The following is a 15,031-nucleotide window of genomic DNA, read 5'->3' on the forward strand; positions in this document are numbered from 1 at the left end:
CGTCGGGAACCGGCCAGCTGTCCGGAACATGAACGTCCCCCGACATTGTCCGTGCCTTCCGGCCCATGCCAAGATCACCCGTCAACGTGTGTCCCATTCGTGTCCAGGATCATGTCCGTCCTGGCGGGAGGGTGCGCGGGCCTCAACGACGAGGCGTGTCCGTGGCATCACTGGTAAGGAGTAATGGATGTCGGTGCCCTTACAGCGGAGACGGCTCCACCGGGGCCTTCTCAGCGGGCTGACCGCAGTCCTCACACTGTCACTGCTCGCCGTCGGCGCGCTGCCCGGTACCCCGGCGCAGGCGGCACCGAAGGCCGAGCCGTCGGCGGCGCCGGCGGACTGGGAGGCCACGCGTTACCAGCCGGCCGGCTGCAACACCACCTCGGACGAGAAGATCGGCGAGGGTGGCCCGTGGGCCCGTTGCTTCGCGGTCGGGCTCGCCGAGGACACGCAGCGGCGAACGAAGCTCGCCGGTCCGCCGGCCGACGCCCTGGGGCCGGCGGACATCAAGTCCGCCTACCGGCTCCCCGACGGTGGCGAAGGTCAGACGGTCGCCATCGTCGGAGCGTTCGGGTACGCGGCCGCCGAGGCCGACCTGGCGGTCTTCCGCGCCCACTACGGCCTGCCGCCGTGCACCACCGCGAACGGCTGTTTCCGCAAGGTCGACCAACGCGGCGGGACCGACTACCCGGTCGAGAGCCCGGACTGGTCGATCGAGGCCGCCCTGGACCTGGACGCCGTCTCGTCCGCGTGCCCGAAGTGCGACATCCTGCTGGTGCAGGGCGACAACAACTCGTTGAACAGCCTGGGCCACGCCGTCGACACCGCTGCCCGGCTCGGCGCCGACGCCATCTCCAACTCGTACGGCGTCGCCGGAGAGTCGGACACCCAGTTCGCGACCCATGCCCACTACGACCACCCGGGCGTCGTGATCACGGTGTCCAGTGGCGACATCGGCAACGTGCAGAGCTACCCGGCGACCCACCCGGACGTGGTGTCGGTCGGCGGCACGCTGCTGACCAAGGACGCCTCCAACGCCCGTGGCTGGTCGGAGACCGCCTGGGAAGCGGCGGGCAGCGGGTGCTCGTACGTCGAGCCGCGGCCGTCGTACCAGGACGACATCGACACGCACTGCGGTGACAAGCGGGCCAACGCCGACATCTCCGCCACGGCCGCGCCGGAGTCCGGACTGGCCGTCTACAACACCTCCGGCCAGGACGGCTGGGCGCGCTGGGGCGGCACCTCGCTCTCCGCGCCGCTCGTCGCCGGGATGTACGCCCTCGCCGGTGACGCGGTTCCCGGGACTTACCCGGTCACCTACCCGTACCGCAAGGGCGCCGACGCCGGGCTCTTCGACGTCACCGAGGGCTCGAACGGATGGTGCGGCGACCTGCTGTGCACCGCCGGCCCCGGCTGGGACGGACCGACCGGCCTCGGCACCCCCAACGGCGTCTCGGCGCTGACCCTCGGCCGGACCGGTCAGGTCAGCGGGACGGTCACCAGTGGCAAGAACCCGCACGGCAAGAAGCAGGGTGCGCTCGACGGGGTGACGGTCACCGCCACGGACACCGCCGGCAACACCTACCACGCGGTGACCGACGCCAAGGGCGCCTACCAGCTGGCCGTCCCGGCCGGCACGTACGACGTGGTGGCCGCCGAGTTCGGCTACCAGGCTCCGGCGCCGGTCCGGGTAGTGGTCGCCGCCGACGCGAAGCTGACCCAGGACATCAGGATGACGGCGATCGCGACCCGCACGCTCACCGGCACCGTCACCGACGGCTCCGGGCACGGCTGGCCGGTCTACGCGAAGGTCGCCATCGACGGCTACCCGACGGACGCGGTCTACACCGACCCCTACACCGGGCGTTACCAGGTCGAGCTGCCGGTCGGTGCCGACTACACCCTGCACGTGTCGCCGGTCGACATGCCCGGCTACGCCACCGGCACGGCGACCGTCAGCGTCGACCCGCAGCCCAAGGGTCGGCCGAGCGACGTGCGGCACGACGTACGGCTCGCCGTCGAGGCGTCGTGCGCCGCTCCCGGTTACACCTGGCGCTACCAGGGCCTCGGCACCGACTTCAGCGGCTGGACCGACGGGCCGAGGGACGGCTGGAAGGTCACCGACGAATCCGGTGCCGGCCAGACGTGGCGCTTCGACGACCCCGGCGCCCGGGGCAACCTGACCGGCGGCGACGGTGGCTTCGCCGCCGTCAACACCTGGGTCCAGGCCGGTGACATCGACACGACCCTGGTCACGCCCTCGGTGGATCTGACCGCCATCACCCAGCCGGTGATCGGGTTCGACAGCGACTTCCCCGCCTCCAACTTCGGCGTGCAACAGGGGGTCATCGACCTCAGCGTCGACAACGGGGCGACCTGGAACGAGGTCTACCGCCTCCCGAACGTCGACGTGCGGGGGCACTTGGAGATCCCGATCCCGCAGGTGGCCGGGAAGTCCGGAATCCAGGTCCGGTTCCGCTACCAGGGGAACCTGTCGTACTGGTGGCAGCTCGACAACGTCTTCGTGGGCCGGCGGACGTGCGACCTCGTGCCGGGCGGCATCATCGCCGGGCAGGTCCGGGACGACAACACCGGCGGCGCGCTCCTCGGCGCCACCGTCTCCACCGGCACCGACCGGTCGGCCGTGGCCACCAGCCGGGCCACCGACGACGACCCTGCCCTCGACGACGGCTACTACTGGTTCTTCGCCGAGGGCGACGCGAGCACTCCGGTGACCGTGAGCGGCCTGCGTTACGCCGACACCACTGCGAAGGTGCGGGTCGAGCGGGACCGGGTCGTCCGTCGGGACTGGAAGCTGGAGTCGGGCCGGCTGACGGTCCGTCAGTCCGACCTGTCGCTGGACGTACGACCCGGGCACGCCGCCACCGAGCAGGTCCGGCTCACCAACGACGGTGACCAGCCGCTGCGGGTCAAGCTGGTCGAGCAGGACCGCGGGTACACCGCGGACCAGGTCCGCGTCGCCGCGGACGCCGCCCGCTCGTCGCAGACGCCCGCCCAGCAGGCTGCGGACGGCAGCGCGTGGATCAACCTGCCCGACCTTCCGCTGCCGCTGGTCGACAACGTGGTGGCCGACAACGACGGCACGGTCTACTCGGTCGGCGGCGATTCCTACGGCTACGTGATGCACGAGGGGTACGTCCTCGACCCGCAGGCCCGGGCCTGGAAGCGGATCGCCGACCTGCCCGAGGGGCGAGCCGGCGCGGCGGGCGGTTTCATCGACGGAAAGTTGTACGTGACAGGTGGTCTCACCGGTTCGGGGATTCCCGCGACGCAGACCTGGGCGTACGACCCGATGACCGACAAGTGGTCACCTCGGGCCGACCTGCCCGCCGGGGTCGCCAACGCCGCGGCCACCACCGTCGACGGCCGGCTCTACGTCGTCGGGGGCTGCCCGGACGGCGCCTGCCCGGACCCCACGGCGCGGGCGTACCGCTACGACCCCGCCGCGGACCGCTGGACCCGGCTCGCCGACTACCCGCGGACCGTCGCCTACCACGCCTGTGGCGCGGCCGGAGACGGCGTGGTCTGCACCGGTGGGTACATCCCGCGCCAGTACGACGCCGTGTTGGAGAGCTACCGGTACTTCCCGGAGTCCGACACCTGGGTGCAGACGACCAGCCTGCCCGTGTCGGGCTACGGCATGGCGTACGCCACCGTCAACGGCAAGCTGCGGATCATCGGCGGCGCCATCGGCGGTGACCTCAGCCGGCAGGTGCTGGAGTTCGACCCGGCCACCGCGGTCTGGTCGAAGCTGCCGGACGCGTTGAACGCGCGGCAGCGCGGTGGCGCCGCCTGCGGCACGTACCAGATCGGTGGCCTGGCGGACAGCAGCACGGAGACCGGTTCGGCGCAGCAGTTGCCGGGCCCCGAGTCCTGCATCCGGGGCAGCGACGTGTCGTGGTTGTCCGCGAACCACACCGAGCTGACCATCCCCGCGGGTAAGTCGGTCACGGTGACGGTGACCGCCGCCGCGCCGGTCCACTCGGGGCACGGCCAGTACCAGGCACGGCTGGCGTTCGAGACGGACACTCCGTACCGGACCGAGCCGCTCGCGGTGGTGATGAAGCTCCGCTGATCCACCTCCGCGACCGCGCCCGCCCGGTGTCACGACCCCTGCACCCGGGCGGGCGCGGCCGTTCCGTGACCCCGCGGCCCCGGCCGACGGTGGTGCGAACCGCCGGTCGGGGCGCGGTCGCCCGAGCGGAGTGACCGGTGGGTAACCTGTGACCCCGGCCACGGACGAGGGGAGCGACCATGACGGAGCGGATCGAAGGTCACGGTGGGGAGCTGGCGCTCGCGGCACTACGCGCGTACGGCGTGCGGGAGATGTTCACCCTCTCCGGCGGGCACGTCTTCCCGCTCTACGACGCCGCCCACAAGACCGGCTTTCCGATCTACGACGTCCGGCACGAGCAGTCCGCGGTCTTCGCCGCCGAGGCGGTGGCGAAGCTCCAGCGCCGGCCGGGCCTGGCCGTCCTCACCGCCGGCCCCGGCGTCACCAACGGCATCTCGGGGCTGACCAGCGCGTTCTTCAACGCCTCTCCGGTGCTGGTGCTGGGCGGCCGGGCACCGGCCTTCCGCTGGGGCTCGGGCAGCCTGCAGGAGATGGACCACCTGCCGCTGGTCGCGCCGGTCACCAAGCACGCCGAGACGGTCTTCAGCACCGATGACATCCCCCGGGCCGTGACCGCCGCGCTGACCGCCGCCCTCACCCCGCACCGTGGACCGGTCTTCCTCGACTTCCCGCTGGAGACCGTCTTCTCCGTCGCCGACGCGGAGCTGGCCGCGCCACCCGGTATCGCCCCGGTCGAGCCCGACCCGGAGGAGGTCGCCCGGGCGGCCCGCCTGGTCGCCGCCGCCGAGCGGCCGGTCATCATCGCCGGTTCGGACGTCTACGCCGGCGACGCGACCGCGGCGCTACGCGAGGCGGCCGAGGCGTTGCAGGTGCCGGTCTTCACCAACGGCATGGGGCGCGGCTCGCTCCCGCCGGAGCACCCGCTCGCCTTCGCCAAGGCCCGCCGCGCCGCGCTCTCCGGCGCCGACGTCGTCGTGGTGGTCGGCACCCCGCTCGACTTCCGGCTCAACTTCGGCGACTTCGGCGACGCCGAGGTCGTGCACATCGTGGACGCACCCAGCCAGCGCGCCGGGCACGTCCAGCCGGCCGCCGCCCCGGCCGGTGACCTGCGGCTGATCCTCTCGGCCCTGGCCGATCATCCCGGCGACCGGGCGGACCACGCCGGTTGGATCGCCGACCTTCGTGCCGCCGAGGACGCCGCGAGCGCCCGGCACGCCGAGGAGATGGCCGCCGAGACCGACCCGATCCGCCCGGCCCGGGTCTACGGGGAGCTGCGCAGAGTGCTGGCCCGCGACGCCATCACCATCGGCGACGGCGGGGACTTCGTGTCGTACGCCGGACGCTACCTCGAACCCGCGCAGCCCGGCACCTGGCTCGATCCCGGCCCGTACGGCTGCCTCGGCACCGGCATGGGCTACGCGATGGGCGCCCGGATCAGCTACCCGGACCGGCAGATCTGTGTGCTGATGGGAGACGGCGCGGCCGGCTTCTCGCTGATGGACGTGGAGTCGCTGGTCCGGCAGAAGCTGCCCGTCGTGATCGTGGTCGGCAACAACGGCATCTGGGGCTTGGAGAAGCACCCGATGCGTGCCATGTACGGCTACGACGTCGCCGCCGACCTGCAGCCGGAGCTGCGCTACGACCAGGTGGTCAGCGCGCTCGGCGGTGCCGGCGAGGTCGTGGCGAAGGCCGCCGACCTCGGGCCGGCGCTGCACCGCGCCTTCGACGCCGGTGTGCCGTACCTGGTGAACGTGATCACCGACGCGTCGGACGCGTACCCCCGCTCGTCGAACCTCGCCTGACCAGGGCCCGCGCGGCCGCCGGTCGCGGTGGCGGCGCGACCGGCGGCGTCAGCCGGAACGAGGACCTGCTCGCCGCACGCCGTCGATCCCGCCGCACCTGCACCTACACCTCGGGGCGGTCCTCTTCGCGAGGCGGTTCGCCGTCTCGGGCCGCTCGTGGCGGACCGTCCGGCCCGTCGGTCTCGCGGCGGCGCAGGTCCTCCTCGCGGCGGCGCAGGTCGTCCTCCCAGCGGCGGAAGAGTTCCTGGTCGTCGCGGCGGGACCGCTCGGCGATGGACTTGAGGAACTCGGGGTCGTCGTCGGGGGCGAGCTGCCGCGGGCGCTCACGTGTGGGCGTCCACCGCTTCGGCCCGCCGGCCGCCGGGCCAGGGACCTTCTCCCGGCCGGCGAGGAACCAGGCGATCGAGCCGACCAGCGGGAAGAACAAGATGATCAGCACCCAGGCGACCCGGGGCAGGGCGCGGATCTGACCCTCCTCGGCGGAGAGGCAGCTGATCAGCGCGCAGACGGCGAGGATGACCTGCGCCACGAAGAGGAGGGCGTACAGCCGGACCATGCGCCCATCATCGCGCACCCGGGCGCTCATGACAGCCCGCGCAACACCAGCACCACCCCCAGCAGGGCGAGCGCCGCCGCGCCGAGGGCGACGGTGGGGAAAGAGGGCCCGTAGACCGACGCCGGCCCGGTCCTGGTGCCGCGCCGCCAGTAGATCGGCAGCACCGCTCCCCACATGACCAGGGCGGTGCCCGCGAGCGCCGCGTCGGCCGTGTCACCGGCCAGCGCCAGGCGGACGGCGAGCGCGGTCACCACGGTCAGCGTGAGTGCGGTCCGCCGCCACGACAACCGGGTCCGCTCCGGCTGAAGACCGGGGTCGCGCGGCTGCCCGTCGTCGGCGGTGCCGCCCGGGCCCGCGTCCGGCTCTCGGGCGGGCTCCGGGGCGCCGGGCCGGGTCGTCACCGACCGCCGAGCGCAGTCACCAGCACCGCGGCCACCAGCAGCAGCGCGCCGAGGCCGACGGTGAGGGCGAGGATGGCCGGGAACCGGGAGGCGGGCAGTTCCTCGCCGAGCCGGATCGCCCGCTCGGTACGCGCCCAGTGGTCGACCGCGCGGACCGCCACGGCGCCGCCGAGCAGCAGCAGGACGACCGCGATCGCCTCGCGCAGGTGCCGCAGCGGCAGCGGCGGCAGGAACTGGGCCGTGGCCAGCCCGCCGCCCACGAGTGCCAGCCCGGTACGCAACCAGGCGAGGAAGGTCCGCTCGTTGGCCAGCGAGAACCGGTAGTCGGGGGTGCTACCGACCGAGCGCAGCTCCCGCGGGTCGAACCAACGCCTGATCGACTCCCACACGATGCCGATTATCCGCTGGCCACGGGTCGTAGCCTGAAGCGATGACGGATCTTGATGTCACCACCCTGCGGGCCGCGTACGACACCCAGCTGCGACCCGAGCTGCCCGATCCGGTGCCGGCGGGGGTGACCGTCGAGCAGGACGGGCCGCTGTACCGGGTGCTCGGTCTCGGTCGGGGCGGTTTCCTCACCTACCGCGACCTGGGCGGTCTGACGGGCGCGGCGCTCGACGAGTTGATCGCCCGGCAGGTCGAGCTGTTCCGGCGGCGAGGCGAGCAGGTGGAGTGGAAGCTCACCGGTCACGACGAGCCGGCGGACCTCGCCGATCGGCTGAGGGTGGCCGGGTTCGTGCCGGAGGAGCAGGAGTCCGTCGTGATCGGCCCGGTCGCGCCGCTGGCCGCGGCGCTTCCGGTGCTGCCCGAGGGCGTACGTCTGCGGGAGGTGACCGCCCGCGCCGACCTGGACCGGATCGTGGCCATGGAGGAGGAGGTCTGGCAGGCCGACCGCAGCCACCTCGGGGCGGTCCTGGAGCGGGAGATGGCCACGGACCCGCAGTCGATCACCATCGTGGTGGCCGAGGCGGACGAGACCGTGGTGAGCGCCGGCTGGGTCCGCTATCCGCCGGGTACCGGCTTCGCCACGCTCTGGGGCGGTTCGACCCTGCCGCGGTGGCGGCGCAGGGGCATCTACCGGGCGCTGGTGGTGCACCGGGCCCGGCTGGCCGCGCAGCGGGACCGGACCCTGCTCCAGGTGGACGCCTCCGACGACAGCCGGCCCATTCTCGAGCGGCTCGGCCTCGTCGCGGTCACCACGACCACCCCGTACGTCTACACTCCGTGATCGTGCCCGAGGAGTTGACGGACGAGGACCGGCTGACGCTCAAGACCGGCGCGTTCGGCGCGGTCTTCCTGGTGTCGAACGTGGACCCGGGCATGCTGTCCGTGCTCAAGGAGAGCCTGGCCGCGTCGGACGCGTTCGCCGACGCGTCGGGTGTGGTCCGGGCGGCGCTCACCACGGGTCCGCTGCCGAGGCTCCCGCGTGATTCGGCACTCGAGGTCGAGGCGAAGGTGCTGCCGGCGCTCGGCGCGGCGGTGCGGATCCTGCGGGAGAAGTCGCCGGCGGACGTGGCGGCGTACCGCGAGGTGGTGCTCGCTGCCGCGGACCGGGTGGCGCGGGCGCACGCCGGGGTGGCGCCGGCGGAGGCGGCGATGATCGAACGGATCAGGGCCGCGCTGGGCGAGGAGGTCTGATCCGGGCGGACGGTGCGGCGGCCGGGCCGGTCGGCGACCACAGCGCCCGCACGGCGGCCCGTACGCAGCGGTCGCGAATTTGCCCGCAGGCGCAGCGGTACGAGTCCGGCAACTGCCGGCGGCACGTCTTGCGCCGTCGCGGCCGGTTGCCGGTCAAGCCCGCCGACGTGGCGTATCCCGCAAGCTCGGACATTTCGGTCACCTCCCGACCGGGAGTGTACCCACGGGGGGGTCGGGTCAGTGGGCTGTGTCACTCTGTGCCCCGCCAGAGGTCTAACCTACTGGCAGGTAACATCACGCTCGTGGGCAACCGCACAGCGGCCCGCAGTTGACCGATCGTTAAGTCACGCGGGAGGCTGCGGCCCAGACCGGGCGAGCGATTCGCAACACCACACAGGAGGGGTCGTCGAAGCGCGATGAACATCGTCGTACTCGTCAAGCAGGTGCCCGATTCGGGCGCGGACCGCAACCTGCGCAGTGACGACAACACCGTCGACCGCGGTTCGGCGAACAACGTCATCAACGAGATGGACGAGTACGCCATCGAAGAGGCGTTGAAGATCAAGGAGGCGCACGGCGGCGAGGTGACCATCCTGACCATGGGTCCGGACCGGGCGACCGAGTCGATCCGCAAGGCGCTGTCGATGGGCCCGGACAAGGCCGTGCACGTCGTGGACGACGCGCTGCACGGCTCCTGCGCCGTGACCACCTCGAAGGTGCTCGCCGCCGCGCTGGGCACCCTCGACGCCGACCTGGTCATCTGCGGCGCGGAGTCGACCGACGGTCGGGTCCAGGTCATGCCGCACATGATCGCCGAGCGGCTGGGCGTGGCGGCGCTGACCGGCGCCCGCAAGCTCACCGTGGACGGCGGCACGCTCACCATCGAGCGGCAGACCGAGGAGGGCTACGAGGTCGTCACCGCCGCCACGCCGGCCGTGGTCTCGGTCTGGGACACCATCAACGAGCCGCGCTACCCGTCGTTCAAGGGCATCATGGCGGCCAAGAAGAAGCCCGTGCAGACCCTCTCCCTGGGTGACCTCGGCGTCGCCCCGGCCGAGGTGGGCTTCGAGGGCGCCACCAGCGCCGTCCTGGAGCACAGCAAGCGTCCACCGCGCTCGGGCGGCGCGAAGGTCACCGACGAGGGCGACGGCGGCGTCAAGCTGGTCGAGTTCCTCGCCACCGAGAAGTTCGTGTGAGAGGTCTGGACATGTCTGAGGTTCTCGTCGTCGTCGAAGCCACCCGCGAGTTCGGCGTCAAGAAGGTCACCCTGGAGATGCTCACCCTCGCCCGCGAGCTGGGCACGCCCAGCGCCGTCGTGCTCGGCGGCACCGGCGCGGCCGAGGCGCTGAGCGCCAAGCTGGGCGAGTACGGCGCGGAGAAGATCTACGCCGCCGAGGGCGAGGAGGTCGACGGCTACCTGGTGGCACCGAAGGCCACCGTCCTGGCCGAGCTGGTCCGCCGGGTCGAGCCCGCCGCCGTGCTGCTCGCCTCCTCCCAGGAGGGCAAGGAGATCGCCGCCCGGCTGGCGATCAAGCTGGACAACGGCATCCTGACCGACGTGGTCGCGCTGGACGCCGACGGCACCGCCACCCAGGTGGCCTTCGCCGGCTCCGCCATCGTGAAGTCCAAGGTCACCCGCGGCCTGCCGCTGGTCACCCTCCGGCCGAACTCGGTCAACCCGGTCCCGGCCGCCGCCAGCCCGGCGGTCGAGCAGCTCGCCGTCAGCGTCGGCGACACCGACAAGCTGGCCAAGGTCGTGAACCGGGTCGCCGAGCAGAAGGGCTCGCGCCCGGAGCTGACCGAGGCGTCGGTGGTCGTCTCCGGCGGCCGTGGTGTCGGCAACGCGGACAACTTCAAGCTGGTCGAGGAGCTGGCCGACCTGCTCGGCGGCGCGGTCGGCGCCTCCCGGGCGGCCGTCGACTCCGGCTTCTACCCGCACCAGTTCCAGGTCGGCCAGACCGGTAAGACGGTCTCGCCGCAGCTCTACATCGCGCTCGGCATCTCCGGTGCCATCCAGCACCGGGCCGGCATGCAGACCTCGAAGACCATCGTCGCGGTGAACAAGGACGCTGAGGCGCCGATCTTCGAGCTGGCCGACTTCGGCGTGGTCGGCGACCTGTTCAAGGTCGTACCGCAGGCCGCGGAGGAGATCCGCAAGCGCAAGTGAGCCGTCGGGCGGAGCATCGCCCCGCCCGACGCGCGCAGACACCGAGAAGGAGTGGCCGGCCCGCCGTGGGCCGCCACTCCTTCTCCGTACCCGTCCACCCGTGGCCGGCGGGCGGCTGACCGAATGGGAGCTGATCGGCGGGCCGGGGAGCTGAGCCGGCCCGCCGATCAGCCCGTCGGGGTGCCCCCGGCGTGCGGTCGCCGAGCGGGGCAGGTGATGCCGGACCAGGTGGGGACGTCGATATCCGAGTATGCCTGATGTGCGCCGTTGCGCACTGCCCAAGGCGATGATCCCGACTCGGCGACTGGCGAAAACAGTGCCCGTAACAATCCGCGGACTCGCGCCCGCCACCGCTGGTTCGTCCGGACGCCCCGTGACGTACCCGAGGTGCCCTCGCCCGCCGACCGTCCGTAGCGCCGCCGTAGGCTGAGCGGTGATGGCTTACCTGGATCACGCGGCGACCACTCCGATGCTCGACGAGGCACTGGAGGCGTACGTCGCCACCGCCCGTGAGGTCGGCAACGCGTCGTCACTGCACGCGGCCGGCCGGAAGGCCCGTCGCCGGGTCGAGGAGTCCCGCGAACGGGTGGCTGCGGTCCTGGGTGCCCGGCCCTCCGAAGTGATCTTCACGGGTGGTGGCACGGAGAGCGACAACCTCGCGGTCAAGGGAATCTTCTGGGCACGTCGGGCGAGCGTGGACCGCCACCGTCGCGTGGTGTCCAGCGCGGTGGAGCACCACGCGGTGCTGGACGCCGTGGACTGGCTGGGCGAACACGAGGGCGCGGAGGTGGGCTCGTTGCCGGTCGACCCCGCCGGGCGCGTCGACCCCGCCGTGCTCCGTGCCGAGCTGGAGGCCCACGGCGACCGGGTCGCACTGGTCACCGCGATGTGGGCCAACAACGAGGTCGGCACCGTCCAGCCGATCGGCGAACTGGCCGCCGCCGCCGCCGAGTACGGCGTGCCCTTCCACACCGACGCGATCCAGGCGGTCGGGCAGGTGCCGGTCGACTTCGCCGCCAGTGGGGTGTCGGCGCTGACCGTGACCGGACACAAACTCGGCGGGCCGGTCGGAGTCGGTGCCCTGCTGCTGGGCCGTGACGTGGCGGCCACCCCGGTGCTGCACGGCGGCGGCCAGGAGCGCGACGTACGCTCCGGCACCCTCGACACCGCCGGGATCGTGGCCTTCGCGGTCGCGGTGGAGGCGGCCGTCAAGAGTCAGCAGGAGTACGCGGCGCGGATCGCCGCGCTCCGTGACGACCTGGTCGAACGGGTCCGCCGCGCGGTGCCTGACGTGGTCTACAACGGTGACCCGGTGAACCGGCTACCCGGCAACGCGCACTTCTCCTTCCCTGGCTGCGAGGGCGACGCGCTGCTGCTGCTCCTCGACGCCCAGGGCATCGCGTGCTCGACCGGGTCGGCCTGCTCGGCCGGGGTGGCCCAGCCCTCGCACGTGCTGCTGGCGCTGGGCGCCGACGACGACCGGGCCCGTTCGTCGCTGCGCTTCACCCTCGGCCACACCTCGTCGCGGGACGACGTCGACGCGCTCATCGCCGCCCTTCCGGGCGCGGTCGAGCGCGCCCGCCGGGCCGCCGCCTACCGCACCCCCCGCTGATCCCGGGTGCCCTCGCCCGGGGCCTCGGCCGCCGGTCGGTGGGGCGTGACGTCCGATTCGTCATCAGGCACACCCCTGCCGGACCGTCGGGCGAGTGGGCCGCGCGGCAGCGGGCGGATCGGGCGGGCAGCCGGCCGGATCGGGTGGTTAGGGTTGGAAGGCGGAAGGGAGTGAGCTGGTGAGGGTATTGGCGGCGATGTCCGGCGGGGTCGACTCGGCGGTCGCGGCGGCGCGGGCGGTCGACGCCGGGCACGACGTGACAGGCGTGCATCTGGCGCTCTCCCGCAATCCGAAGACCTACCGCACCGGGGCGCGAGGCTGCTGCACGCTGGAAGACTCGCGGGACGCGCGTCGCGCCGCCGACGTGATCGGCATCCCGTTCTACGTGTGGGACATGGCCGACCGGTTCCACGAGGACGTGGTGGACGACTTCGTCGCCGAGTACGCGGCCGGGCGTACCCCGAACCCGTGCCTGCGCTGCAACGAGAAGATCAAGTTCGCCGCGGTGCTGGACCGGGCGATCGCCCTGGGCTTCGACGCGGTGGTCACCGGCCACCACGCCCGGCTCGGCGCGGACGGCCTGCTGCGGCGTAGCGCCGACCTGGCCAAGGACCAGTCGTACGTGCTGGCGGTGCTCACCCGGGAGCAGCTGGACCGGTCGATCTTTCCGCTCGGTGACTCGACGAAGGCGGAGGTCCGGGCCGAGGCCGCGCGGCGGGGGCTCGCGGTCGCCGAGAAGCCGGACTCCCACGACATCTGCTTCATCGCCGACGGCGACACCCGGGGTTTCCTCGCGCAGCGGCTGGGCGAGCAGCCGGGCGACGTGGTCGACGCGACCAGCGGTGCGGTCGTCGGCACCCATGCCGGCGCGTACGCGTACACCGTCGGCCAGCGACGCGGCCTGCACCTGGACCGGCCGGCCCCGGACGGCCGGCCGCGCTACGTGCTCTCCATCACCCCGAAGACCAACACCGTGACCGTCGGCCCGGCCGAGGCGCTGGAGGTGTCCCAGGTCCGCGCCGAGCGTCCGGTCTGGACCGGCGGCCCGCGTCCGGACGGTCCGATCGAGTGCGAGGTACAGCTGCGCGCGCACGGTGACGTGTCGCCGGCGACCGTCGCTCTGGACGGCGACACGCTCCACGCCGAGCTGCGCCGTCCGTTGCGGGGAGTCGCCGCCGGGCAGGCGGTGGTGGCGTACCGGCCGGATCCGGCGGGCGACATCGTGCTCGGCTCCGCCACCATCGCGGGCTGAGTGCCGCCGCCGGGCGGATCGGCAGTCCCCACCGGATACCCTTCGCCCGTGACAGATCAGGCGTGGCCGTGGCCGACCGGCGCGGCGACCGGCATCGGATCGCTGCCGGGCACCGACATCGCCGAGGCACAGCGGATCGTCCTCGGGGAACTACCCAACCTGCCGCACCTGCCGGAGTTGCCGGCCCGCGGCCCGGGCGCCGACCTGATCGGCCGCACCGCCGGCCTGTTGGTCGAGCTGCCCGTGGAGCTGTACGCAGCCCGCTGGCGGATCGCCCCGCGTCCCGGCCGTGAGCTGCGCCGGGCCCGGGACCTCATGGAGCGCGACCTCGACCAGCTCGCCGAGCAGGCCGAGGAGTACGCCGGGCCGATCAAGGTGCAGGCCGGGGGGCCGTTCACCCTCGCCGCCGACCTGGAGCTGCCGATCGGTGGCCGGATGCTGCGGGACCCGGGCGCGGTGCGTGACCTGACCGGCTCGCTCACCGAAGGGCTGCGCGAGCACGTCGCGGCGGTGGCCCGGCGGCTGCCCCGGGCGTCGGTGCTGCTCCAACTGGACGAGCCGTCGCTGCCCGCGGTGCTCGCCGGACGGGTGCGCACGGAGAGCGGGCTCGGCACGTACCCGGCCGCGGACGTCGAACTCGTGTCGACCCTGCTGCGCTCGCTCATCGAGGCCGTGGGGGTGCCGACGGTGGTGCACTGCTGCGCGCCCGACGTGCCGGTGGAGCTGATCCGCTCCACGGGCGCGGCCGGTCTGGCCCTCGACCTGTCGCTGGTCACCGACCTGGACCCGCTCGGCGAGGCGATCGACGCCGGGCTGGGGTTGCTCGCCGGCGCCGTCCCCACGCGACCGCCGTCGAACGGTCGCGCCCCCACCTCCGCCGAGGTGGCCGACCGGGTACGCGTGCTCTGGGATCGCCTCGCCTTCCCCCGCGCCCGCCTGGCCGAGCAGGTGGTGGTCACCCCGGCCTGCGGGCTGGCGGGTGCCACGCCGGAGTACGCCCGGGCCGTGCTGAAGGCCTGCCACGACGCCGGTCGGCGACTCGCCGAGGACTGAGTTTCGCCGTCGTACCCGGCGGGCAGGATGACCGGCATGATTGGACAGCTGCGTTCGACGGTGATCGACTGCCCGGATCCCCGGGCCCTAGCGGCGTTCTACTCGGAACTGCTCGGCCTGCCGCTGGTGCACGACGAGGACGACTGGGTGGTGCTCGGCGGCCCGCCCGGGCAGCATCCGCGCCTGGCGTTCCAGAAGGCGCCCGACCTGCGTCCACCGACCTGGCCGGAGCCGGAGGTCCCCCAGCAGCTCCACCTCGACGTGACGGTGACCGACATCGAGGCCGCCGAGAAGGCGGCGCTCGCGCTCGGTGCCCGGCGGTTGCCCGGCGAGGGCGAGGGCTTCCGGGTGTACGCCGATCCCGCCGGCCATCCGTTCTGCCTCTGCTGGGACTGACGGCAGGCCGACTGCCGCACCCCCTGGCGACGGTTGCTCCCGACGGGCATGATCACCG

The 15,031-nt window shown here is 73.0% G+C and carries 13 protein-coding genes; 10 read left to right on the forward strand and 3 right to left on the reverse strand.

Annotated elements, in window-relative coordinates; genetic code table 11:
- Positions 1–187: 187 nt before the first annotated feature.
- Entirely contained in the window at positions 188–4,096 is a 3,909-nt protein-coding gene (locus BXA10_RS12100; RefSeq protein WP_084752646.1) for a Kelch repeat-containing protein, read from the forward strand.
- Positions 4,097–4,275: 179 nt separating this feature from the next.
- Positions 4,276–5,898 carry an acetolactate synthase gene (locus BXA10_RS12105; RefSeq protein WP_076470413.1) on the forward strand — a complete coding sequence of 541 codons (1,623 nt, stop codon included), beginning with the start codon at positions 4,276–4,278 and terminating at the stop codon, positions 5,896–5,898.
- 103 nt (positions 5,899–6,001) lie between these two features.
- Here BXA10_RS12105 and BXA10_RS12110 read toward each other — a convergent pair whose 3' ends face one another.
- From BXA10_RS12110 to BXA10_RS12120, 3 genes are read right to left on the reverse strand one after another with little or no spacing between them, the layout of a single operon-like run.
- Positions 6,002–6,454, reverse strand: coding sequence for a PLD nuclease N-terminal domain-containing protein (locus tag BXA10_RS12110; RefSeq protein WP_076470414.1), 453 nt, complete (start codon positions 6,452–6,454; stop codon positions 6,002–6,004).
- Between the two features lie 26 nt (positions 6,455–6,480).
- A complete protein-coding gene (locus BXA10_RS12115) occupies positions 6,481–6,855 on the reverse strand; it encodes a DUF202 domain-containing protein (protein ID WP_076470415.1) in 375 nt (124 codons plus the stop codon).
- A complete protein-coding gene (locus BXA10_RS12120; RefSeq protein WP_076470416.1) occupies positions 6,852–7,244 on the reverse strand; it encodes a YidH family protein in 393 nt (130 codons plus the stop codon). The genes BXA10_RS12115 and BXA10_RS12120 overlap by 4 nt, the downstream gene beginning before the upstream one ends.
- A 41-nt stretch (positions 7,245–7,285) precedes the next feature.
- Between BXA10_RS12120 and BXA10_RS12125 the strand changes: the two genes are divergently transcribed.
- The 8 genes from BXA10_RS12125 to BXA10_RS12160 all read left to right on the forward strand — a co-directional run bounded on the left by BXA10_RS12125 (position 7,286) and on the right by BXA10_RS12160 (position 14,973).
- Positions 7,286–8,083, forward strand: a complete 798-nt coding sequence (locus BXA10_RS12125; RefSeq protein ID WP_076470417.1) for a GNAT family N-acetyltransferase — start codon at positions 7,286–7,288, stop codon at positions 8,081–8,083.
- Positions 8,084–8,085: 2 nt separating this feature from the next.
- Positions 8,086–8,493, forward strand: coding sequence for a hypothetical protein (locus BXA10_RS12130; RefSeq protein WP_425436054.1), 408 nt, complete (start codon positions 8,086–8,088; stop codon positions 8,491–8,493).
- 416 nt (positions 8,494–8,909) lie between these two features.
- Entirely contained in the window at positions 8,910–9,689 is a 780-nt protein-coding gene (locus BXA10_RS12135; protein ID WP_076470419.1) for an electron transfer flavoprotein subunit beta/FixA family protein, read from the forward strand.
- Positions 9,690–9,700: 11 nt separating this feature from the next.
- Positions 9,701–10,660, forward strand: a complete 960-nt coding sequence (locus BXA10_RS12140) for an electron transfer flavoprotein subunit alpha/FixB family protein (RefSeq protein WP_076470420.1) — start codon at positions 9,701–9,703, stop codon at positions 10,658–10,660.
- A gap of 436 nt (positions 10,661–11,096) precedes the next feature.
- Positions 11,097–12,272, forward strand: coding sequence for a cysteine desulfurase family protein (locus BXA10_RS12145; protein WP_076470421.1), 1,176 nt, complete (start codon positions 11,097–11,099; stop codon positions 12,270–12,272).
- Between the two features lie 178 nt (positions 12,273–12,450).
- Complete coding sequence (mnmA, locus tag BXA10_RS12150) at positions 12,451–13,524, forward strand: tRNA 2-thiouridine(34) synthase MnmA (protein WP_076470422.1); 1,074 nt, start codon at positions 12,451–12,453, stop codon at positions 13,522–13,524.
- 48 nt (positions 13,525–13,572) lie between these two features.
- On the forward strand, positions 13,573–14,577 hold the full coding sequence (locus tag BXA10_RS12155) for a methionine synthase (protein WP_076470423.1): 1,005 nt from the start codon (positions 13,573–13,575) through the stop codon (positions 14,575–14,577).
- A gap of 36 nt (positions 14,578–14,613) precedes the next feature.
- Entirely contained in the window at positions 14,614–14,973 is a 360-nt protein-coding gene (locus tag BXA10_RS12160) for a VOC family protein (RefSeq protein ID WP_175649184.1), read from the forward strand.
- Positions 14,974–15,031: the final 58 nt, after the last annotated feature.

It is taken from the genome of Micromonospora avicenniae (assembly GCF_900156065.1).
Taxonomy (GTDB): Bacteria; Actinomycetota; Actinomycetes; order Mycobacteriales; family Micromonosporaceae; genus Micromonospora; species Micromonospora avicenniae.

Bases quoted from the DNA above. Each gene is read 5' to 3' on its own strand.
- BXA10_RS12100 (WP_084752646.1), top strand. From the start codon at position 188: ATGTCGGTGCCCTTACAGCGGAGACGGCTCCACCGGGGCCTTCTCAGC.
- BXA10_RS12105 (WP_076470413.1), top strand. From the start codon at position 4,276: ATGACGGAGCGGATCGAAGGTCACGGTGGGGAGCTGGCGCTCGCGGCA.
- BXA10_RS12110 (WP_076470414.1), bottom strand. From the start codon at position 6,454: ATGGTCCGGCTGTACGCCCTCCTCTTCGTGGCGCAGGTCATCCTCGCC.
- BXA10_RS12125 (WP_076470417.1), top strand. From the start codon at position 7,286: ATGACGGATCTTGATGTCACCACCCTGCGGGCCGCGTACGACACCCAG.
- BXA10_RS12135 (WP_076470419.1), top strand. From the start codon at position 8,910: ATGAACATCGTCGTACTCGTCAAGCAGGTGCCCGATTCGGGCGCGGAC.
- BXA10_RS12140 (WP_076470420.1), top strand. From the start codon at position 9,701: ATGTCTGAGGTTCTCGTCGTCGTCGAAGCCACCCGCGAGTTCGGCGTC.
- BXA10_RS12145 (WP_076470421.1), top strand. From the start codon at position 11,097: ATGGCTTACCTGGATCACGCGGCGACCACTCCGATGCTCGACGAGGCA.
- BXA10_RS12160 (WP_175649184.1), top strand. From the start codon at position 14,614: ATGATTGGACAGCTGCGTTCGACGGTGATCGACTGCCCGGATCCCCGG.